A 19,377-nucleotide genomic window follows, 5' to 3' on the forward strand; every position below is an offset into this window, starting at 1 on the left:
TCACCATTTTACGCTGTTTTTTTTCTATCATAGTATGTCAGATCTTCATCTTCAGCTTTGCTTTTTTGATTGAATGATAAGCTAAAGACATAACCGAACACGATAGAAGCAATTAAATTAATGATGGAATAGGCCCATAAAGTAATATCCGTAAAATAAGACACATAGACTGCAAGGGCTGCTGTTGCGAAGAAACCGCAGATGGCCCCTTTGGCGTTTGCTCTTTTCGTCATGACTCCAAGCGTGAAGGTACCTCCGATGATACCCAATACCAATCCCATCAATCCATTAAACCAGGAATAAGCATCTCCAACATCTGTGTAAATCAGGACAATAGCAAAAGCAATGGAGAAAATGCCTACAATTGTGGATACATTACGCGCCATTTTGGTGCTTTTTTCATCACTCATATTTGGTTTAAGAACTTTCTGAATATCCAATGTCCAGCTTGTCGCCACACTGTTCAAGCCGGTTGAAAGTGTTGATTGTCCCGCAGCGAATAATCCGGCAATCAGCAAGCCTGAAATTCCTGCAGGCAGCTCAGCCACAATAAAGTTGGCAAAAATCAGGTCGGCTTTACCTTCCGGCATCGCACCTGCCTGCTGCGTATAAAATGTATATAAAGCTGTTCCGATAAAAAAGAATAATGTTGCCGTACCAAGTGACAGGATACCATTTAAATAAGTCATTTTATTCATTTCTTTTAAGTCAGTAGTTGTTAAATAACGCTGAACCATGTCCTGACTTGAAATATATGAGAATGCAGTTGAAATCCCGGCGCCAAAAATAAGAAGAAGAACACTGTTATTGACAAAGTTCGGATCGAAGAATGGTGTATCCGTAAAGAATTTCCCGTCTTGCGTACCGACACGGACCACTTCTCCAAATCCGCCATCAATGGAGAACATCAGCATAATTAGGGCAAAAATACCTCCGCCGATTAAGACAACACCCTGGATGAAGTCTGTCCAAAGTACTGATTTAATTCCTCCAAAGGCTGAATAGATGGTTGCCACTACACCCATGAATAATACGATCAGTACAGCATTGATGCCTGTAACAGCCGCTAATGCTAACGCCGGCAGATACATAATAATGGACATGCGCCCAATCTGATAGACGATAAAAAGAAGGCTTCCAATGACGCGCAGCTTTGTATCAAATCGCCGCTCTAAATATTCGTAAGCTGTATCTAAATTTAATTTCCGGTAAACCGGCAGGAAATAATAAATCGCGATTGGCACGGCAATAAATAAACCTAATTGTGCAAACCACAGCTCCCATGATCCTAAATAGGAATTTCCGGCTAAGGATAAGAATGAAATCGGACTCAATAAGGTTGCAAATAAGCTGACAGATGTCACCCACCACGGAATAGAGCCATCCCCTTTGAAGAACTCTTTTCCCTGCATTTCTTTTTTGGCAACTGCAATCCCTACCCAAAGAATGAACAATAGGTAGGCAAATAATATAACGTAATCAATTACAGCAAAAGATCCAGTCATCATTTACCCCCCTGATTTTACAGATATTTCTCCGCAATCATTTTCGCGCGTTGAACTTTATCCTCTTCAAGCGCTTTCATCGGCTTCCTGCATACACCTGCATCAACGCCTTGTGTCTTCAGGATCTCTTTAATCGTCTGGTATAAGCCATTATCTAAAATATCTCCGATTAAATCATTGGTTACCTTTTGAAGCTCCCTTGCTTCTTTTATTTGGCCTTTTTGTGCCAATTCAAAAATTTGCTTGGCACGCTGTCCATTTACATTAAACGTACTGCCAATCGCTCCGTCTACATTCAGGACAGTAGCAGAAAGCAGCATTTCATCAAATCCGGAATAAATGAGCTTATCAGGATAAGCATGGCGCAGTCTTTCCAGTAAGAAGAAATCAGGTGCTGTAAATTTCACGCCGATTACTTTTTCATTTTCAAAAAGCTCTCCAAATTGTTCAAGATTCATGCTAACCCCCGTTAAGGCTGGGATAGAATAGATGATCATTTTGTTGTTAACGCTTTCTAAAATGGTGTAATAATAATCTTTAATCTCCTGGAAATCAAACTTATAGTAGAAAGGTGTAACAGCAGAGATAGCATCATAGCCTAATTCTGTTGCAAATTGTGCTAATTCTACTGCTTCATCAATATTTAATGAACCTACCTGAGCAATCAACTTAACCTGATCTTTAGCTTCATCTTTTACAATTTCAAAGATTTGCTTTTTTTGTTCAGTGGAAATCAGAAAGTTCTCACCTGTACTGCCATTGACATACAGGCCATCTACCTTTGAAATTACGATATTGTAACGAACAATCTCCCTTAATCCCTTTTCGTTCACCCTTCCGTTTTCATCAAATGAACACATCAACGCTGTAAAAATTCCTTTCATCTCGAGCACCCTCATTTCTTATTTTCCCTAGTAATTTTGTATAGCTTTTGCAAATTTCTCTGTAATTAATTTCGGACGTGTAATGGCACTTCCTACAACAACTGCATGAGCTCCTAATTCAATAGCCCTTTTTGCTTTTTCCGGTGTATCCATATTTCCTTCCGCTATAACAGGAACTGAAACATTGGATATTACTTGTTCCAGTAATTCCAAAGGAACAACTCCTTCCGAATAGGGAGTATATCCTGCTAAAGTGGTTGCCACAATATCAACTCCGGCTTTTTCAGCTTCAAGCGCTTCTTCTAATGTAGAAATATCAGCCATAAACAGCTGGTCCGGGTACCTGGCTTTCACTTCTGCAAAAAATCCCTGAAAACTTTTTCCATCCGGACGGACTTGCTTTGTTGCATCAAAAGCAATGATATCCACACCTTCCTGATACAGGTCATCTACTTCTTTTTCCGTTGCCGTAATATACACTCCGCTGCCGGGATAATCTTTTTTAATAATCCCAATGGTGGGAAGATCGACCTCCTTCTTGATTGCACGGATATCTTTCACGCTGTTTGCTCTAATTCCGCAAGCCCCTCCTAGCTTTGCTGCAAAAGCCATCTTACTCATAATATATGAATCATGAAGCGGCTCATCTTCAAGGGCCTGACACGAAACTATTAATCTGCCTTTTATCTTATCTAATACATCCATAATACCTCTCCTGCCTGTCATTCCTTTGATGCTTCCATAATGGCAATCATCCCCGCACACAAGAAAATGATTAGAAAACGTTTTCATATCGCCACTATACCACCGTGATATTTTATTGTCAATTTTATTTAAAAAAATGACAGTTTATTATCAAAATAAATAGAATTTATATCCTGTAGAATCCCAGTCAAACAAAAAAATGCAAGATTCATATTTATAAGGAATCTTGCATTAGAATCAATTTTAATTTGTAATAAATGATTTCAGGATCTCCTACAACTAAATTTTCAACTATACCGCTCTGACTTTCACATTAATACAATGCCCTCCTTCATTGTTAAGTATAATCTCGGCTGCTTGTTTACCCATAACCTAACTGTCTATATTTACAATGTTGCCTAAATCTTCAATATCAGCCTTAATAATGGTCTTCATCTTACTTCCCCATTATCAGTATTATCAAGGCAGTTCTACAAAAATAGCGTTAATCCCTTCCCGGATTAACGCCTCAATCAATATAAGTGCCTACTGACCCTTTCTCTTTTTACTTAGTTTTTCACTGAACCTACACCCTCAGCGAGCCTCGGAATCCCCTTGCAGCATAGTAGGAGTCGGCTCCATTGTGATACACAAAGACCGAGTCGTAGCGGCGGTCACAGAAGAGAGCCCCGCCAAGTTTTCTAATATGAGCGGGTGTCTGTACCCAGCTCGATGTCTTCTTATCAAAAGCTTCAAGCTCCTGGAGCTCCCGGTATTGCTCTTCTGTTAAAAGTTCAATGCCCATGGCAGCTGCCATATCCATCGCACTGTTTTCCGGCTTATGCTTTTTCCTTGCCTCCAGTGCTTCACGATCGTAACAAACACTCCTGCGGCCTTTTGGACTTTCTGCTGCACAATCATAAAATATGTATTCAGCCGCCTGTTCATCATACCCGGCAACATCCGGTTCGCCGCCCGTTTCCTCCATTTCATTCAGTGACCACATTTTTTCAGGATTAGCCTCAAGCTTAGCTTCAACATCCTCCCAGTCGAGCCCTTCATGCCTGTGCATATTCTTCTCAAAACGGGCTTTCAATGTTTGCAGCAATACATCCTTCTGTTCTGGTGAAAGTTCCTTACTTCCCTTTGCCATTTGAGTTCCTCCTTTTTTTCTCCATTATAATATAATTATGACCCTAAATGGCTAGTAGATAAAAGCCGGAACCGGATTTCTTTTCACCTATTACCTCTTGAATCTGCTCTGACTTCGGACTCTAAATCGCCGGTTTCCTCTTTTTGAGTCCGGACATGAACCTCTTCCAACTCTGCCCCGACGATTTCCCGTTCATGTGTCCGGCCCCGAACTATCTCGCTCCATAAAAAAAACACTAACAAACGAATACATTTGTTAGTGTTTTCTAATCTATTATGAAGCTTGCTGTTCAAATCTTTTTTCAGCTGGTGGGTTAAATTGCCCTTCCCACTTCGCAATAACAATTGCTGCCAGTGAGTTCCCTACTACGTTAACCGCTGTGCGGCCCATGTCAAGGATACGGTCAATTCCCGCAATAAAAGCCAGGCCTTCTGCAGGCAATCCAATGGTGCTGAATGTTGCCAAAAGCACAACAAAGGATACGCCAGGTACGCCCGCCATCCCTTTCGATGTAACCATCAGCACTAACATTAACGTAATTTGCTGTCCGATGCTTAATTCGATCCCAAACATTTGGGCAATAAATAAAGAGGCAATCGCCTGATATAAAACAGATCCATCCAGGTTAAAAGAGTAGCCTGTTGGAATAACGAATGAAGCAATATGTTTCGGGCTTCCCGCTTTCTCCATTTTGTCCATGATTCTAGGAAGAACGGTTTCTGAGCTTGCTGTGGAAAATGCCAAAATTAATTCTTCTTTGATCATCTTTAATAATTTAAAGATGCTGAACCCGACAATTTTCGCCATCACTCCCAGTACAACAAGAACAAAGAAAATCATAGCTCCATATACAGTGAGCGCAAGCTTGCCTAATGGAATCAGTGAGGCGAAACCGTACTTGGAAATCGTGACACCAATTAAGGCAAATACCCCGATCGGCGCATACTTCATAAATAGGTTAGTTACATAGAACATCGCCTTAGCCGTACCTTCAAAAAATCTCAGAACTGGCTTTCCCAGATCTCCAATGGCTGCAATTCCAAGTCCAAATACAACAGCAAAGAAGATAATTGCCAGCATATCGCCTTCAACCATGGCTTGTACAGGGTTAGTAGGCACAATATGCAAAAACGTATCCGCTACAGACTTGCCTTCCTGCTCTTTATTGGTTTCGACATAATTTGAAATGTCACTTTGCTGCAGGCTGTCCATATTCAGGCCTGCACCAGGCTGTAACAGGTTTCCGGCAACTAAGCCTACTACAATGGCAACCAATGTCATACCGATAAAATAGGCCAATGATTTACCGCCAAGCTTACCAACGGATTTAATATCTCCTACACCAGCAATGGCAACGATAATTGTGGATAGTACAATAGGAACCACAATCATTTTAATTAAACGGATGAACACATCACCAAAGGGCTGTAAGAAACTTTGCGCCGATTCATTACCGTAAAAAATTCCGCCAACCACAATCCCCAAAACAAGGCCAATAAAGATTTGAGTGGCTAAACTTAATTTAAATTTTTTCATCAATTACCCTACCTTCCTTTTTGTATTAACATGCTGCTCAGGCAAGGGAAACAAAGCTTAACTCCATAAAAAAGAAAATCGACGATTGTCAATTCTCCTAATTCATATAGTTTTTATGTTTCCTTTAAACGCTGACGAGGTTAGCTTTCGGGTTAGGACTATGGAAACGGTAAGCCCTTCCATTTTACTGGATTCACCCCATGCGGAAACTCCGCCGTAAATAATGGGTCCCCCGTTCTTAAAATAAGATTAAGCATAGAACACTAAATCATTATATTATCCCAAGATAATTTTTGTAAATAGTTAAGTATTCCCGGTTGGCAGAACTTAAGTTCATTTCTAAACCAAAAAGCACTTGGCTCCACCTGCGCCAAGTGCCATGATAGCCACCCCTGCTATCCCCGCTAGAACTAAATTAACATCTTTGTTTTAAGAAAAATGAAGGAATTTGTAAACTTTTGTTAAGGTTATATCTTGCTTACATACCACTATCTGCACTTTTTCTTACTGTTTCGGAAAAGACAATTTTGACCAAAATTTTTTAGTATGCTGCCCCCACTTGTTCTGCTTATGCGTCCCTTTTATTTACCCTATTCCTCTCAAAACCTAAAAAACGGGTACCCTGAAAATTTAATTTTCCAATATCTCCTTCTGAAAGCAAACCATATTCCTTCCCGGAAACATGGAGCTCCAGACGGTCCCCGCTTTCAAATTCGAATGTGACAAAATACCGTGTGCGGGTACTGGAAGAATGGTGGTGATGGTTATCATGATGAATAGTTGAGCTTCTGGATACATCTGCTCGTTTTGAAGTAATCATAGCCGGCACTTTTAAATTTGGGGACTCTTCGTTTTTCTTCCACTGCCCAATCCCTTTAAAAATTGAAAATAAAATACTGCCAAAAACAATAATAAAAACGATGCCAATAAAAACAGGAACCACTTGAAACAGAACATCATCCATAAAGAATGGATCAGACATCATTCAACACACACCCCTTTTTAATCTATAACGTACAAAACAGTTTCACAAAGTTATTGAAGGAACCGTTATAAGAGAATATGCAAATGAATTGATGTAGTATCACGCAAACAAAATGGAAAACATATTAAATCCCGCCATAAGTCCAGCAAAACTATCTGCCGAATGAGAAAGGACAGTCTCGTCCGGGGACAAAACTGCCTTTTAAAATTAAACACACGCTTCATATTCCCTTGTGATATTATGAATGATTGTCTCAACAGGCAGAATCTCGGTAATGTCATGGACTCTTGCCCCCGCAAATACGAGACCATTCTCACAATCCCCTTCCATGGATGTGACCAGGGAATCCATAGTGCAAAAGCGGTATGAGCAGTTTTTCAGGCAATCGATGCATTTCTTGATTTTCACCTTTTTATTGTCAGATATTTGTTCCGTAAAGTGGTTCTTAATGGCACGGCCTTCCAATCCTACGGTAGTTTTCACCATAACGATATCTTCCTGTTGGGCATGTACATATTTTTCCTTGAAAGATAAAGGTGCATCACATTCATGACTTGCGACAAACCGTGTTCCCATTTGAACACCGGAAGCACCGAAGCGAATGGCATGCGCCATATCTTCTCCTGTCAAAATCCCCCCCGCTGCAATGACAGGGATTTTAACAGCTTCCACAACTTCCGGTAAAATATCAAATAATGGCCTTTCGGTGCCTAAATGTCCTCCTGCCTCATTGCCTTCTACGACAACAGCAGAAGCCCCCAGCCTTTCTGACATTTTAGCCAGCCTTGCAGATGACACAATCGAAATGACCGGTGTACCGGATTCTTTGCCCCAATTGTACATATCCCTTGATATTCCTGCACCTGAAATAATGAAATCCACCTTCTCCTCAATGGCGGCTTTCATTTTTTCAGCGAAATCATTCATGGCAAATAGAACATTCACCCCAATATAGCCCTCACCCTTGATAGATGCCCTGGCCTTTCGTATGTGCAGCCTTAACTCTTCTATGCTAATGCCTGTTCCTGAAATAATGCCAATCCCCCCGGCATTCGCCACAGCGGATGCCAAGCCGCTTAACGAAATCCCTACGCCCATTCCACCTTGCATAATGGGAAACTCGGGTGTCATATGACCGATTGTTAATTGTGGAAATTTCAAAAGAACTACCCCATTTCATCGCCAATTTATTTCTTCTCCATTATTGTGCGAATGGAGTTAATTGAATAGTGATAAACATAATACCTGGTACTAAAATCAGGTTGTATTTTTACGGTATTCACAGAATGTTCATGAATTTGCAAAGACTGCTTCTGACTATAAACATAGAGCTGATACAGTTGACCGCTGCAGCCTATCTTAATAAAATGAAAGCATCTCAAATTGGAGGTTTTTGTTTGTTGAACTTATGTGTAGAGCTGGAGGAGAAACACTTTCTGGCTGCATAACAGCATGAGAAAGTGCCATTTATATTGAAACTTTATCATCACATAAAGAACAGGAGACTATAAATGGATATCTTAATTCGTCAAGAACTCCCGTCAGACTATCATTCGACTGAAGAAATGGTAAAAGAAGCTTTTTTAAATGAAGAATACAGCGATAAAAAAGAACATTACCTTGTCAAAAGGCTAAGGAGTTCCGAAGCTTTCATTCCGGAGCTTTCTTTAGTCGCAGCCGCTCCGGCTAAAGAGATTGCGGGTCATATTCTCTTATCCAAAATTAAAATATTGGATGGTGAAAGAGAGGCAGATTCTCTTGCACTTGCCCCTGTTTCTGTTGCTCCCGGTTTTCAAGGGAAAGGCATCGGGAGCCAATTAATTCGTACTGCACTTAACACGGCCAAAGAAGCCGGTTATCATTCTGTAATTGTTCTGGGCCATAAAGATTTCTATCCTAAGTTTGGCTTTAAACCGGCCAGTCTTTGGAATATCAAAGCCCCCTTCGAAGTGCCTGACGAAGCATTCATGGCTCTCGAATTGACGGATAATGCTCTCAAAAATTCAGCTGGTACAGTCCGGTATTCAAAAGCCTTTTCAGAGTAAAAACAAATACAAGCTATCTCTATTTAAATATCTGGAGATAGCTTTTTCTTTACTAAGGCTCTTTTCGAATAAATTGTTGTTTTTCGCTTATCAATGTTGTCCGCTGATTGCAGCGAGAGGATGCTCGCTTTCCACGGGGCGGGCGGTGAGCCTCCTCGACGCTGCGCGTCTGTGGGGTCTCACCTGTCCTGCTACTCCCGTAGGAGTCTCGCACCTTCCACTATAATCAACTCAGTAAATATTATATAAATACCAACAAACTTTGCGAAAACGGCCTAAAAAAAGCTGTACCCTACTTCATATACTTCGCAACTAACAAATAACACCTTTCTCTTGTCAGACTTGCCAGGGCAGCCACATATTCTAATTGCTCCATTGAACCCCCTTTATATTTTAGGAAAGAATTTTTAGCCGTTTCATCTCTTTGCTGGACCCATTTTCGCTGTTCTTCTCTTAGTTGATCCATCTGATCATTTTCAAGCTGTTCTTCCAGCAACCCATAGATTTTGTTTAATTCGTCAACCCACGTTCTATATCTTTCTTCCTCCTGTTCCACCATTTCTGTGGTCGTTGTCTTGGCTTCTGCGTTTCTGTCCGCTTCTTCCATTTTGTTTAGCTTCTTAAGATATTCATCTTTACTGCTCCCGGGACTTTCATTTTTATCAACTGCATCAACATCATTTGAGGCTTCAGCTGAATTGTCTTTGTCATGGGACTGTGCAGTATTACTGCTGCCGTCAGATTTTTCTTCCTCCATTCCCTGTGATCCTTTAGGCTCCTTTTCCGTTGTTTCGATATCTTCTTCTTGAACAGAGCTGTTACTGGTTGGCTCACTGCTCGATACTTCAGATGAGTTCCCACAAGCAGCCAATACTCCTGACAAGGCTACTGTTAACAGTACTGCCAAAAACCTTTTATTGTTTTTCAATGTTCTAACTCCCTTTCTCTTTTTGAAAAAATGTCTGTATTCATTCGTCCAAACCAATCTTATCATTTTTTATAGAAAATTATCCCAATTAAAAATCAAGGACGAAAAAAGGAGCTCCGCTTCGGAACTCCTTTCTAGATAGATTGAACATAATCCTTAATCACTCTTTGGTCAGGAGGACTAATATTCGAGGGAATCTCCTGAACATGAAAAAATCGCAATTCGCTTACCTCATCTTCACCTATATCAAGTTCTCCATCAAAGTTATTGCAGATATAGGCGGCAACGACATTATATACTTCATCACCGTGAGGGTATTTATAGTAAAACTCTTCACCTGAATAGATATTAAACAATTGCAGGTCTTTCGCTGTTAGCCCTGTTTCTTCAAGCATCTCTCTCTTTGCCACATCTTCCAGTGTTTCACCGGGCTCCAGAGAACCTCCCGCCAGCCCCCAGCAGTTATTATCCTTCCTTAACTGTAATAATAGTCTATTATTCTTATCCAAAATGATGACACTCGCTCCAGTAATTACAAGAGGACGGCTTCCAACTATCTTTCTTAAATCCATAACATACCCCATAACAATCTCCTATACTTAAGACTTCCCTAAGACTATTCGCCAATTTGGAAATAAATCCTTTATTATTTTTGGAATTTTATGTTAATATAAATGGGTGGAGGGCACGCTTTTCAGCATTTCATAAAATGGTATTTAAAACATTCAAGGACGGAATATATGTGGATTATATTTGGATTCATTGCCATAGCTGCAACGATCATGAACCTTTATAAGTATAAAGCAGGAAAAGATTATAAACTGGCACTGGCAATAGGATTATCCTTCACTGCCCTGACACTATGTGCAGAGCACAGCACTGTGGCCAATTGGGTGGATGGAGAAGATTGGGGAGCATTAATGGATGTGGTTCCTGCTATGGAAAAAGCATTGTGGGTATTAACAGCGGTTTCAATCCTGTTGAATATAACACCTATCCTTCTAGAGAGAAAAAATAAAACAATAAGATAAACGAAAGGAGAATTTTATGAGCACTCAAAATAAACACACATCAAAAGCTATAGGAATTTCCCTATTAATAACAATCGTTGCCTTATTCAATATCGATAGTCTTAAACTCTATACAATAATATATATCCCCTTCGTATTCTGCATATCGTTCATAAGCATTTACTGGATTTCAGCGATTACTGCAAAAGCCTTTCAAAAGTTCCAAAAACACACTGGTTACAATTAAGATAAGGAAAGAAGGCAAACTGCTGCCACACTTCATAGATTCTTTTCTTCCGCTAACCAAGCAATCGCCTTCTTCTCCATCTCTTTCACAAACAACATTTTTGCCTGGCTATAATCACTCGTGTCTTCAACCTTCTGGCCAGTTCTTCCTTAAATTATGAATACCTTGCTGCTTCATCCGGGCGGGACCTCAGATAATCTCTCAAGATAAGATGCCGTTCTATTTGAGGGTTATCAAATTGATAGAAATGGATATGGTGGGATCGGTTTTCCCCGCCTTTTCGAAATAATCTTCGCCCTGTAATGCCCCATTCCCCTGCAGGTTCGTACCTAAGCTTTTTCATCTGTTCATTAAATGGATCAATCTTCCCGATGTTTTTCACGATACACATCATATCGATTACAGGCTTTGCTTCATCCCCCCGGACTGCAGTGATCCCAAAATGTTCACACTCAATGATTTCATCTTTAAAAATGGCTTTTAAAAATCCAGCTTCTCTTTGATGCATAAGGGCCCATCTATCGCTAATTCAGTTAGTCGAATCTTCACTCAAAAAACCTCCGTTGAAACCTTCATAGTACTTATTCCATACGGAAAATCATTTACCTTCTAATGAATCATACGCCTTTTGCTGTTTTCTTATATAATTGTTTAAGGAGAGCTGGAAGGGGCACTAATGAAAAAAAACATCTATATCCATTACTATTTTTGGGATTAACTGTATTAGAACTATTCTTATATGAATTTTCCAAGGAAAAAGAGGCACCTGAAAACACCCTTTAAACGAATATAATATTTTTATGAATTACAATGGTTATGAAATCTTGAAGTCCACCCTGGGGAAGAATATATATTTTCTCTATATGAAAATGCAGCTGCTAATACTGTTGGTTTAATAGAATCTCGGGAGAATGGAGAAATGAAAACCGAAATGGGAGAGGAAGAGAAATTAGATTTTTACGTTCTTCGTCTTAAGGGTAAGTACAATAATTATGTTGGAGTAAAGTTTGAAAAGACCTCAAAAGGCAGGATATTTTGAATTACATACAAAAGAGGCCGTGTAGAAAAGTTTGCAGTTAATACAGATACTTATATAACTAAAACTGAGCTGCCTTTTAATGAGCTTACAGTGATAAAAATCTTTACTAGAAACGGAGAAGATTTATTTCAGAGTCAGCTGTTGTATGAGCCTTAAAGGTTAAACTTATGGAGGATGTGTTTTTAGCTTGAAAGACCGTTATTATCTAATACTTTTAATTATGATCATTCTGATGCCAATAATTGTATTTTTAAAAACGCACAATTGGGAAAATGCGATTACGGCTTTACTGGGGGGAGTGATCTTTTATGGCATTTACGGATTGTTTAGTTTGCACCGCGATCTGAAAAGGCAAGAGGATTCCGACATCTCGATGATCAGCAAGCTTTCGGATGAACAATTAGAGGATTTCACCCTCCCTCTGTTAACTAAATTAGGATATCCCATTACAAAGCCGAGTGATGAGAACCCGGATATCAGTTTTTTACTAACCCTCCCAACAGGCAGCCAAGCGATTGTAAAAGTCAAAAGCCATAAAAGAGAAATCGGTATTCGCCTTGTCCAAAAAACTTTAAAACAAATGGATACTTATGAGGCTTCTGAATGCTGGGTTATCACAAACGAGCGTTTCACCACTCAAGCAATTGAATTTGCTAAAGCAAACAAGATCCGCTTATTCGACCGGGAACAATTCATAGACTGGATACTAAAAGCAAAAAAAGAGGAAAAAATTCGGGGATAGGCTCCTTGATATTCAGGAGATTCCTTCACACTTCTACATTTGAAGATATGGATTTTCACCTTAACATCCAATTTTTTTGGACGTTAAGGTGAAATATCTCTTGGCTATAATTTCATTTTACCTATAAGAATCATGTATCGGATGGAACAGATCTTCCTCTGCATTTCTGACAACTGAAAAGTGTTCCACATTGTAATGGCCGTGAAGTGTTTCATTATGATGCTTAATAATTTGCTCAGCAGTTAAAGCATCGCTGTCCGTTGTTGAATGCCCATCACCTACTAATGTAACATCCAATCCGCTGATTGTTGCGGTTCTAACAGCACTGTCTATACAATGCTGAGTTTTACAGCCCATTATAACAACATGCCTGACCTCTTGAGATTTCAGGTGATCCAGCAGTCCTGTTCCATGAAATGAATTGGTTGCTGTTTTATCAAAGCACTTTGTTTCTGCAGGCAATTTAATATCTCCGTGAACCTGAAATCCTTTTCCTTTCCCTTCCGCAACTTCCAGATCCCTTACAGCGACAACTGGAACACCTGATTGTTTTGCTTTTTCGATCACTGTATTGATATTCCCGATAAGGTTCTCTTTATTAAAAACAGCACTCTCTTCCAGGTTCCCATCAATTAACTCCTGCTGAGCATCAATAATCAATAAGGTTTGATTCAATTAATTTTCCCCTTTCAACACCTTTAAATTTTTCTCAGAAATATTCTCCTAGTGCTTTCACGCCAATATATTTATTTCTCATATTATCTTCCTCCTCAATACAGCTAAAATTATCTAAATTTTTAGATATATTTGATTATAACAGAATAACCAAAGCAAAAAAATGAATTTCGTAAGCTATGAATCAAAAAAAATAGGCCGCCTGAGTAAGGCGGCCTAAGTTCAATATTCCAATTCCCAGCTTAGTAAGCCCGGGCAAACCATACGGTATGCTTCGCTTCTTTTCCACAATGGATGCATGTATCCTTAGTGGACGGCGGGTTGAACGGAATGTTTCGTGTTGTGAATTTTGTTTTTTCTTTTACACTTTCTTCACAGGCGTCATCACCGCACCATCCGGCTAAGATCCAGCCTGGGATGGCATCATTTTGTTCTGATTGGGCAATGTGCTGTTCTAATTGCTCGATTGTATCAATATGTGTGTGCGAATGCTCTGCACGGAATGCTTTAGCTTTTTCTAATAAACGAGTTTGCATGGTTTCAAGCTCTTTTTTGATGCTTTCGATAACCGAATCAAGCGATACAGCCACTTTATCCCCAAGATCTCGTGCCTTCATTAAGCCTTGATTCTGGTCTAAATCACGAGGACCAAGCTCGATGCGGACAGGTACGCCTTTTAGCTCCCACTCATTAAATTTATAGCCTGGTGATTGATCGGAGTCATCAAGGCGTACGCGGATTCCTTCTGCCTTTAATGCAGCAAAGATTTCATCCAATTTCTCCATAATCGCAGGGTTCTTTTTCCATGGGCCAACTGGAATCAGCACCACTTGAGTCGGTGCTATTCTTGGAGGCAGCACAAGACCTTGTTCATCACCATGAACCATGATGACAGAGCCGATTAACCGTGTCGATGTACCCCATGATGTGGTGTGAACAAACGTATGTTTATTTTCTTTGTTCAAATATTTGATATCAAAGGCTTCGGCAAATTTTGTGCCCAGGTAGTGGGAAGTCCCCGCCTGCACGGCTTTTCCATCCTTCATCATTGCTTCAATGCTAAACGTATCAACTGCACCGGCAAAGCGCTCGGATGGAGTTTTTTGTCCATCATAAACCGGAATCGCTAGCAAACCTTCAACCACTTCTTTATAGATTTCAAGCATCTGCATTGTTTCCTTGCGCGCATCTTCTTCGTCCACATGTGCTGTATGGCCTTCTTGCCATAAAAATTCAGATGTGCGGATGAAAGGAAGAGTTTTCTTCTCCCAGCGGAATACATTTGCCCATTGATTGATTAAGACCGGCAGATCCCGGTAGCTTTTAATCCAATCGGAATATAAATGTCCAATCATCGTTTCAGAAGTTGGACGCAGTGCCAGACGCTCCTCCAGCTTTTCTCCAGCCGCTTCTGTGATCCAAGGAAGCTCAGGCGAGAATCCTTCAATGTGATCCTTTTCCTTTTGAAAAAAGTTCTCCGGAATCAGCATCGGAAAATAGGCATTGCGGTGGCCGGTTTCCTTAAAACGCTTATCCATCTCTGCCTGAATATGCTCCCAAATTTCATAGCCATCAGGCTTAAAGGCGATACACCCGCGAACAGGGGTGTAATCAAATAAATCTGCTTTTTGTATCGTTTCCAGATACCACTTTGAAAAATTATTGGTGTTTTGAGACATCTTCTTTTCCTCCTGAAAGTATTTTTTTAGAATAAAAAAAGCATAAAGAGTCCTTCAAAAGGACGTCTTTATGCTGATAGACGCGGTACCACCTTAGTTCGGCTTTACAAAATTTAAAGCCCTCTAATCGTTAATAACGAAACGACCCGGTTAGCTTTTTCCTAACATCTCCGTGGCAGGTTTCAATAAGGAGGGGTGATATAGCTCTCAGCCCAGGCTATATTTTCTGTTTCACAATCCTTATTTACTTGATCACATCATTGATTACATATATATGATAATATACCAACTTGTGATGAGTAATTCAATACAGGCAGAAATAAATTCCTGCCTAACCGTCCCTTCCAACTATTTCCCCTCAGATCTTCTCTCTATCTTAGACGTCTTCAGGAAAAATAATCCATACACAACCGGAACAATAATGAGCGTCAGCTTAATTTAAAAGTTAACCTTCTACTCTGTTTTATATTCCTATTTCTCAACATTTCCATCATTGTTCATAAAGTCGATCTGGAAAAAATAGTTTGATATGATAATATAAATAAATGTGTTAACCTTCAAACCATTTTAGTTAACCTTTATATTTTATGGGGGGATTTTATGTTTAAGCTGCGCGGCCATCATCTCTTCTGTCTTTTGGGCTATCGGGGAATGGGCTATTCCCGGGAATACGCGGAAAATATGACACGTATGCATAAAACCTTGAGAGACAATCCCAGGACATGGATACAGCTAGTAAAAGGGCCGGATCATTTGTGTGAAAAGTATCCCAACTCAGGTGAATACCATTGTGAACACGATAATATTTACGAAAGAGATGCTGTTATTCTAGAGAAATTAGGGCTTCATATCGGGCAAATTCTGTACTGGCAGGACATTGAATTAAACATCCGGAAGCATGCTCTTCCCTCAGATATACAGACTGTCTGCGAAACTTGTTCCTGGCGCTCTTATGGAGTCTGTGAAGAAGGCATTCGGGATATTCTTGAAGGGCAGGGTTTAAGGGAAGTAAAGTAAGCCTCTATTAGAATACTTTTCTTAAAAATGGCAGCATCCATTTATTTATCCCTCCATTCAGGCATTAGTCTATTCTTTCCGGAATATAGGTAGAAAAAAGAAATAAATTGAGGGAATTTCGTGGCATTTGCGGCAATTTTGACAGTTGGTCAGCTAAAGTATCCAGAAGAACACCCTGCCTCAAGGGAGTTCTTTATAGCAGGAAATCAAGTTATGAGAGAGGCCGCTAAAACCGGGCAGCTTATAAAAGAATTCAATCCTAATAGAGTGAAACTCCCTGAAGAAAAAATTAAGGGCAATAGAACTCCTATCCTTACCTTAACAGTATGGCAAGACCTGCAATCCTTATACCGGTTTACCTATTCAGGCAGCCATAGGCAAGCATTGCAGGACAGGAATAAGTGGTTTGGTCCTCTTCCGGAAAGGCAGCCTAATTATGTGGTATGGTGGACAGATAAATTATCGGATGTTTCCTGGAAGGAAGCTTTCAAAAGATATGATACTTATATCCAGCATGGACCTGATTCTTTCGCATTTGACTTTAAGCATCCGTTCAATGAACTTGGGGAGCCGGTCTCGCTTAAATAGCTATGAAAGAAAGTTACTTTTTCTTTTTAATCAATTCTATTAAATAACACATTTGCGAAATTATTAATGACAGCAGTAAGACAATAATTATTCCGAATGTGTTTACCGCTTCTTCTGCCGAATCGCTTCCGACCATATTTACTGACCCATTATAATAATGAGCAAGGCACTTACTAGTACTGATAAGAAGAAAATACTAATATATATTTTGACATGGAATCCCCCTGCTCTTCAGAGTATATTGTTTCGTTTCTTTTTGCGCTTTCTTTTTTTAATAGCCCTTCATTATATGAAAAAGGATTTCGTCTATTCAAATAGATTAAGCCCTGAAGGTCTTCCCAAGATGTCCGCCCAGTCCGTAATAGTGTCTGAAATTATAAATAAGCGGACTCCATTCATAGGGGTTCACATGATGATCCTCCATAATGATGGATGTATGGGCATGAACTTTTAATGCTTTTACTTCTACGATAGCAAAGCTTGGGTCATGCTCCGGAATCCTGATATGTTCCACCCTGCTCTCAATTTGCAGGGGACATTCCAGGATTCTAAGGGGCTTCACGATTTCTGCTTCCTGCTTACTAAGGGAGGCTGCCGAGAATTTATCCCTCTCAAAACGAAATGAATTATCCCGTTTGTATTCCGGTACTGGATTCTTGCCTGTCAGCGGTGCCAAAGCCTCTACATTCCTCCAGAGGCCGGGGCCGGGAACGTTCACCACGCACTCAGGATGATTACGAAGGTTTTCCAATGCCTTTCCCCCTTCCCCGATTCCAAGAACAATACATTCCCCTAACGCCCATGACGAGGATAACGGGCTGATGTTGGATGTTCCATCTTCATTAAGTGTTGTTAATAAGACCACTGGTGTTCCATAGTATAAAATTTTGGGGTGAATGGGTTTAGTTCTTATTTCTTCCTTTTTCATAACTTGTTCCTCCTGAATATTTTTTCAATTATCATTGTAAGGGCTAATTATTTCAATTATCATCGAAATATGGATTACATGGAGGAATGGGATATGATAGTGAATTCTAACGTTGCAAAAGTCGCTTCTCTAATCAGTGAACCCAGTCGGGCAGCTATACTGACCGCCTTATTGGATGGCCGCTTTCACACTGTAAACGAGCTCGCCCATATGGCACGGGTTAAGCCGCAAACGGCCAGCTTCCACCTCAAAAAAATGCTGGATGCTCAAGTAGTGACAGCAGAAAAACAGGGAAGGCACCGGTATTATGGAATCATGAATCAAGAAGTTGCCAGAGTGATGGAATCCTTTCTATCCATTGCCCCTGCAGCAGAAATTAAATCTTTTAAACATGCCTCTGAAGATAAAGCAATCCGCTTTGCCAGAACATGCTATGATCATCTCGCTGGAAATTTAGGGGTGCAAATAACTGAATCGCTAAAAAAAAGAGGATTTATTGCTGAAGTAAATGACACATTCAGTGTTACGGAAGAGGGAAAAGAATTTTTCCACACCATGCAAATAGACCTGGCCTCATTAAAAAAGAAACGCCGCTCTTTTTCCCATAAATGTCTGGACTGGAGCGAAAGACGCCATCATCTTGCAGGTGCACTGGGGAATGCCATCCTGGAGATACTCCTGGAACGAAATTGGATCCAGCGTATCCCCAAAACCCGGGCTATCAAAATAACCCCTTCTGGATTGAAGGGACTTAAGGATACCTTTGCGATTGATATGGATAGAGAATAAAAATGGTACCCTCGCTTCCTGGCCGCGGGTACCACTAGCATTCCTATTACCGTCAAATCTGCCGAACTATGATTCTATCCAAGCCACTGACAATTGTAAGCTAAAATACCTAAGAGTGCCCCCACACCTGATCCAAATCCTAACCCAAACAATGCCCATACAGCTTTTCTATTCACTTGCTTTTTATTCTTTTCACCCAAGATCAGTACCTCCCTATAGAATGGACAGTAGCTTTCATGACAAAAAATGCTGCTCTATATTTCATGCACCTGTAAAAAAATGTATGAATCCATCATTACAATATTCTATGCTGAATTGGAAATTCCTTCTATAAAAACAAAAGGGACAAGCTCTAAAGCTTGTCCCCTATTTATGCTACATCTCTAAATCCGTAAATGCATAAGGCAATAAATCCTTTAATGTCAGTTCTAATATTTCTTTCTTCTCATTTGTTAAGTAGACTGGCATATCAGGCAAACAAAACTCCGCTAATACCTGCCTGCATATGCTGCATGGCGGAAGAAAATCTGCCGTATCACCAGCTACAGCTATAGCTTGAAAATCACCTTTTTTGTAACCGTTAGCAATTGCAGTGAAAATGGCTGTTCGTTCGGCGCAATTCGTTGCACCTAACGAGACATTTTCCACGTTCACTCCATTAATGACAGTGCCGTCTTTCAGTAATAAAGCAGCTCCAACTGGAAACTTGGAATAGGGAGCATAAGCTCTCTCCTTCATACTGCGTGCACTTTCCATCAATTGCTCTTTATTCATCGTTACCCATCCTTTACAAAGAAGAATGAACTTTTCACAGTCCCCTTAGGCCAAAGGAAAAATTGGCAGGATTTTCATCATATATTTTTTTGAAAAGTTTGTCAATAACCCACACTGCAATCCTCAGAAAAAATAAAAGCTTGATTACAATCCTATAGTTGGTATTATT

Annotated in this window: 20 protein-coding genes, 1 pseudogene, 1 riboswitch and 1 other annotated feature; of the genes and pseudogenes, 6 read left to right on the forward strand and 15 right to left on the reverse strand. The window is 40.1% G+C overall.

From position 1 onward, the window contains the following. Positions 1 to 8: 8 nt before the first annotated feature. From NSQ49_RS09370 to NSQ49_RS09400, 7 genes are all read right to left on the reverse strand, one after another. A complete protein-coding gene (locus NSQ49_RS09370; protein WP_251283525.1) occupies positions 9 to 1,508 on the reverse strand; it encodes a sodium:solute symporter in 1,500 nt (499 codons plus the stop codon). Between the two features lie 14 nt (positions 1,509 to 1,522). Next, the gene (locus NSQ49_RS09375; protein ID WP_251283526.1) at positions 1,523 to 2,389 is read right to left on the reverse strand and encodes an N-acetylneuraminate lyase; all 867 of its coding nucleotides are present in this window, start codon (positions 2,387 to 2,389) and stop codon (positions 1,523 to 1,525) included. A gap of 27 nt (positions 2,390 to 2,416) precedes the next feature. Beyond that, the gene (locus NSQ49_RS09380; protein WP_251283591.1) at positions 2,417 to 3,094 is read right to left on the reverse strand and encodes an N-acetylmannosamine-6-phosphate 2-epimerase; all 678 of its coding nucleotides are present in this window, start codon (positions 3,092 to 3,094) and stop codon (positions 2,417 to 2,419) included. A gap of 565 nt (positions 3,095 to 3,659) precedes the next feature. After that, entirely contained in the window at positions 3,660 to 4,226 is a 567-nt protein-coding gene (locus NSQ49_RS09385) for a DUF4256 domain-containing protein (protein ID WP_159862300.1), read from the reverse strand. A 273-nt stretch (positions 4,227 to 4,499) separates the two neighbouring features. Further along, positions 4,500 to 5,762, reverse strand: a complete 1,263-nt coding sequence (locus NSQ49_RS09390; protein ID WP_159862301.1) for a cation:dicarboxylate symporter family transporter — start codon at positions 5,760 to 5,762, stop codon at positions 4,500 to 4,502. A gap of 114 nt (positions 5,763 to 5,876) precedes the next feature. Beyond that, positions 5,877 to 6,028: riboswitch (cyclic di-AMP (ydaO/yuaA leader) on the reverse strand. Between the two features lie 302 nt (positions 6,029 to 6,330). After that, positions 6,331 to 6,747: a DUF2500 domain-containing protein gene (locus NSQ49_RS09395; RefSeq protein ID WP_311315899.1), complete on the reverse strand. Its 417-nt coding sequence runs from the start codon at positions 6,745 to 6,747 to the stop codon at positions 6,331 to 6,333. 207 nt (positions 6,748 to 6,954) lie between these two features. Then, a complete protein-coding gene (locus tag NSQ49_RS09400; RefSeq protein WP_251283527.1) occupies positions 6,955 to 7,908 on the reverse strand; it encodes an NAD(P)H-dependent flavin oxidoreductase in 954 nt (317 codons plus the stop codon). A gap of 350 nt (positions 7,909 to 8,258) precedes the next feature. Here NSQ49_RS09400 and NSQ49_RS09405 point away from each other — a divergent pair, with 350 nt between their 5' ends. After that, positions 8,259 to 8,792: a GNAT family N-acetyltransferase gene (locus NSQ49_RS09405; RefSeq protein WP_251283528.1), complete on the forward strand. Its 534-nt coding sequence runs from the start codon at positions 8,259 to 8,261 to the stop codon at positions 8,790 to 8,792. Positions 8,793 to 9,084: 292 nt separating this feature from the next. Here the strand turns inward: NSQ49_RS09405 and NSQ49_RS09410 are convergent, their stop codons facing one another. Together NSQ49_RS09410 and NSQ49_RS09415 are read right to left on the reverse strand one after the other, a co-directional pair. Continuing rightward, the gene (locus NSQ49_RS09410) at positions 9,085 to 9,720 is read right to left on the reverse strand and encodes a lysozyme inhibitor LprI family protein (protein WP_251283529.1); all 636 of its coding nucleotides are present in this window, start codon (positions 9,718 to 9,720) and stop codon (positions 9,085 to 9,087) included. Positions 9,721 to 9,854: 134 nt separating this feature from the next. After that, positions 9,855 to 10,304 (reverse strand): NUDIX hydrolase, encoded by a 450-nt coding sequence (locus NSQ49_RS09415; RefSeq protein ID WP_251283530.1) that lies wholly within the window; start codon positions 10,302 to 10,304, stop codon positions 9,855 to 9,857. Positions 10,305 to 10,460: 156 nt separating this feature from the next. Between NSQ49_RS09415 and NSQ49_RS09420 the strand changes: the two genes are divergently transcribed. Further along, a complete protein-coding gene (locus NSQ49_RS09420) occupies positions 10,461 to 10,751 on the forward strand; it encodes a hypothetical protein (RefSeq protein ID WP_159862306.1) in 291 nt (96 codons plus the stop codon). Positions 10,752 to 11,009: 258 nt separating this feature from the next. On the opposite strand, the pseudogene NSQ49_RS09425 reads toward NSQ49_RS09420, so the two are convergent. After that, positions 11,010 to 11,526 (reverse strand): annotated as a pseudogene (locus NSQ49_RS09425) (GrpB family protein). 677 nt (positions 11,527 to 12,203) lie between these two features. On the opposite strand from NSQ49_RS09425, the gene NSQ49_RS09430 reads away from it, so the two are divergent. Then, on the forward strand, positions 12,204 to 12,758 hold the full coding sequence (locus NSQ49_RS09430; RefSeq protein WP_236566116.1) for a restriction endonuclease: 555 nt from the start codon (positions 12,204 to 12,206) through the stop codon (positions 12,756 to 12,758). A gap of 117 nt (positions 12,759 to 12,875) precedes the next feature. Here the strand turns inward: NSQ49_RS09430 and NSQ49_RS09435 are convergent, their stop codons facing one another. Together NSQ49_RS09435 and proS are read right to left on the reverse strand one after the other, a co-directional pair. Beyond that, positions 12,876 to 13,433, reverse strand: a complete 558-nt coding sequence (locus NSQ49_RS09435) for an isochorismatase family protein (protein ID WP_251283532.1) — start codon at positions 13,431 to 13,433, stop codon at positions 12,876 to 12,878. Positions 13,434 to 13,675: 242 nt separating this feature from the next. Beyond that, positions 13,676 to 15,112: a proline--tRNA ligase gene (gene proS, locus NSQ49_RS09440; protein ID WP_159862308.1), complete on the reverse strand. Its 1,437-nt coding sequence runs from the start codon at positions 15,110 to 15,112 to the stop codon at positions 13,676 to 13,678. 55 nt (positions 15,113 to 15,167) lie between these two features. Then, positions 15,168 to 15,382 (reverse strand) — a binding site (T-box leader). A 330-nt stretch (positions 15,383 to 15,712) separates the two neighbouring features. Here proS and NSQ49_RS09445 point away from each other — a divergent pair. Together NSQ49_RS09445 and NSQ49_RS09450 are read left to right on the forward strand one after the other, a co-directional pair. Next, complete coding sequence (locus tag NSQ49_RS09445) at positions 15,713 to 16,129, forward strand: DUF1284 domain-containing protein (protein ID WP_251283533.1); 417 nt, start codon at positions 15,713 to 15,715, stop codon at positions 16,127 to 16,129. A 120-nt stretch (positions 16,130 to 16,249) separates the two neighbouring features. After that, positions 16,250 to 16,717 carry a DUF3291 domain-containing protein gene (locus tag NSQ49_RS09450; protein WP_159862310.1) on the forward strand — a complete coding sequence of 156 codons (468 nt, stop codon included), beginning with the start codon at positions 16,250 to 16,252 and terminating at the stop codon, positions 16,715 to 16,717. A gap of 319 nt (positions 16,718 to 17,036) precedes the next feature. Here NSQ49_RS09450 and NSQ49_RS09455 read toward each other — a convergent pair whose 3' ends face one another. Continuing rightward, the gene (locus NSQ49_RS09455; RefSeq protein WP_251283535.1) at positions 17,037 to 17,645 is read right to left on the reverse strand and encodes a flavin reductase family protein; all 609 of its coding nucleotides are present in this window, start codon (positions 17,643 to 17,645) and stop codon (positions 17,037 to 17,039) included. A gap of 93 nt (positions 17,646 to 17,738) precedes the next feature. On the opposite strand from NSQ49_RS09455, the gene NSQ49_RS09460 reads away from it, so the two are divergent. Next, the gene (locus NSQ49_RS09460) at positions 17,739 to 18,434 is read left to right on the forward strand and encodes an ArsR/SmtB family transcription factor (protein WP_159862312.1); all 696 of its coding nucleotides are present in this window, start codon (positions 17,739 to 17,741) and stop codon (positions 18,432 to 18,434) included. A 74-nt stretch (positions 18,435 to 18,508) separates the two neighbouring features. Here NSQ49_RS09460 and NSQ49_RS09465 read toward each other — a convergent pair whose 3' ends face one another. Together NSQ49_RS09465 and NSQ49_RS09470 are read right to left on the reverse strand one after the other, a co-directional pair. Further along, a complete protein-coding gene (locus tag NSQ49_RS09465; protein WP_268891635.1) occupies positions 18,509 to 18,634 on the reverse strand; it encodes a hypothetical protein in 126 nt (41 codons plus the stop codon). Between the two features lie 175 nt (positions 18,635 to 18,809). Then, the gene (locus NSQ49_RS09470) at positions 18,810 to 19,208 is read right to left on the reverse strand and encodes a cytidine deaminase (RefSeq protein WP_159862313.1); all 399 of its coding nucleotides are present in this window, start codon (positions 19,206 to 19,208) and stop codon (positions 18,810 to 18,812) included. Positions 19,209 to 19,377: the final 169 nt, after the last annotated feature.

The sequence above is a fragment of the Cytobacillus sp. FSL R5-0377 genome, assembly GCF_038004385.1.
Lineage (GTDB): Bacteria > Bacillota > Bacilli > Bacillales > Cytobacillaceae > Cytobacillus.

What these genes read in the sequence shown, in the direction of transcription:
- NSQ49_RS09370 (WP_251283525.1), bottom strand. Translation starts at nt 1,508, where the DNA reads ATGATGACTGGATCTTTTGCTGTAATTGATTACGTTATATTATTTGCC.
- NSQ49_RS09395 (WP_311315899.1), bottom strand. Translation starts at nt 6,747, where the DNA reads ATGATGTCTGATCCATTCTTTATGGATGATGTTCTGTTTCAAGTGGTT.
- NSQ49_RS09405 (WP_251283528.1), top strand. Translation starts at nt 8,259, where the DNA reads ATGGATATCTTAATTCGTCAAGAACTCCCGTCAGACTATCATTCGACT.
- proS (WP_159862308.1), bottom strand. Translation starts at nt 15,112, where the DNA reads ATGTCTCAAAACACCAATAATTTTTCAAAGTGGTATCTGGAAACGATA.
- NSQ49_RS09415 (WP_251283530.1), bottom strand. Translation starts at nt 10,304, where the DNA reads ATGGGGTATGTTATGGATTTAAGAAAGATAGTTGGAAGCCGTCCTCTT.
- NSQ49_RS09455 (WP_251283535.1), bottom strand. Translation starts at nt 17,645, where the DNA reads ATGAAAAAGGAAGAAATAAGAACTAAACCCATTCACCCCAAAATTTTA.
- NSQ49_RS09460 (WP_159862312.1), top strand. Translation starts at nt 17,739, where the DNA reads ATGATAGTGAATTCTAACGTTGCAAAAGTCGCTTCTCTAATCAGTGAA.
- NSQ49_RS09375 (WP_251283526.1), bottom strand. Translation starts at nt 2,389, where the DNA reads ATGAAAGGAATTTTTACAGCGTTGATGTGTTCATTTGATGAAAACGGA.
- NSQ49_RS09445 (WP_251283533.1), top strand. Translation starts at nt 15,713, where the DNA reads ATGTTTAAGCTGCGCGGCCATCATCTCTTCTGTCTTTTGGGCTATCGG.
- NSQ49_RS09380 (WP_251283591.1), bottom strand. Translation starts at nt 3,094, where the DNA reads ATGGATGTATTAGATAAGATAAAAGGCAGATTAATAGTTTCGTGTCAG.
- NSQ49_RS09390 (WP_159862301.1), bottom strand. Translation starts at nt 5,762, where the DNA reads ATGAAAAAATTTAAATTAAGTTTAGCCACTCAAATCTTTATTGGCCTT.
- NSQ49_RS09385 (WP_159862300.1), bottom strand. Translation starts at nt 4,226, where the DNA reads ATGGCAAAGGGAAGTAAGGAACTTTCACCAGAACAGAAGGATGTATTG.
- NSQ49_RS09420 (WP_159862306.1), top strand. Translation starts at nt 10,461, where the DNA reads ATGTGGATTATATTTGGATTCATTGCCATAGCTGCAACGATCATGAAC.
- NSQ49_RS09470 (WP_159862313.1), bottom strand. Translation starts at nt 19,208, where the DNA reads ATGAATAAAGAGCAATTGATGGAAAGTGCACGCAGTATGAAGGAGAGA.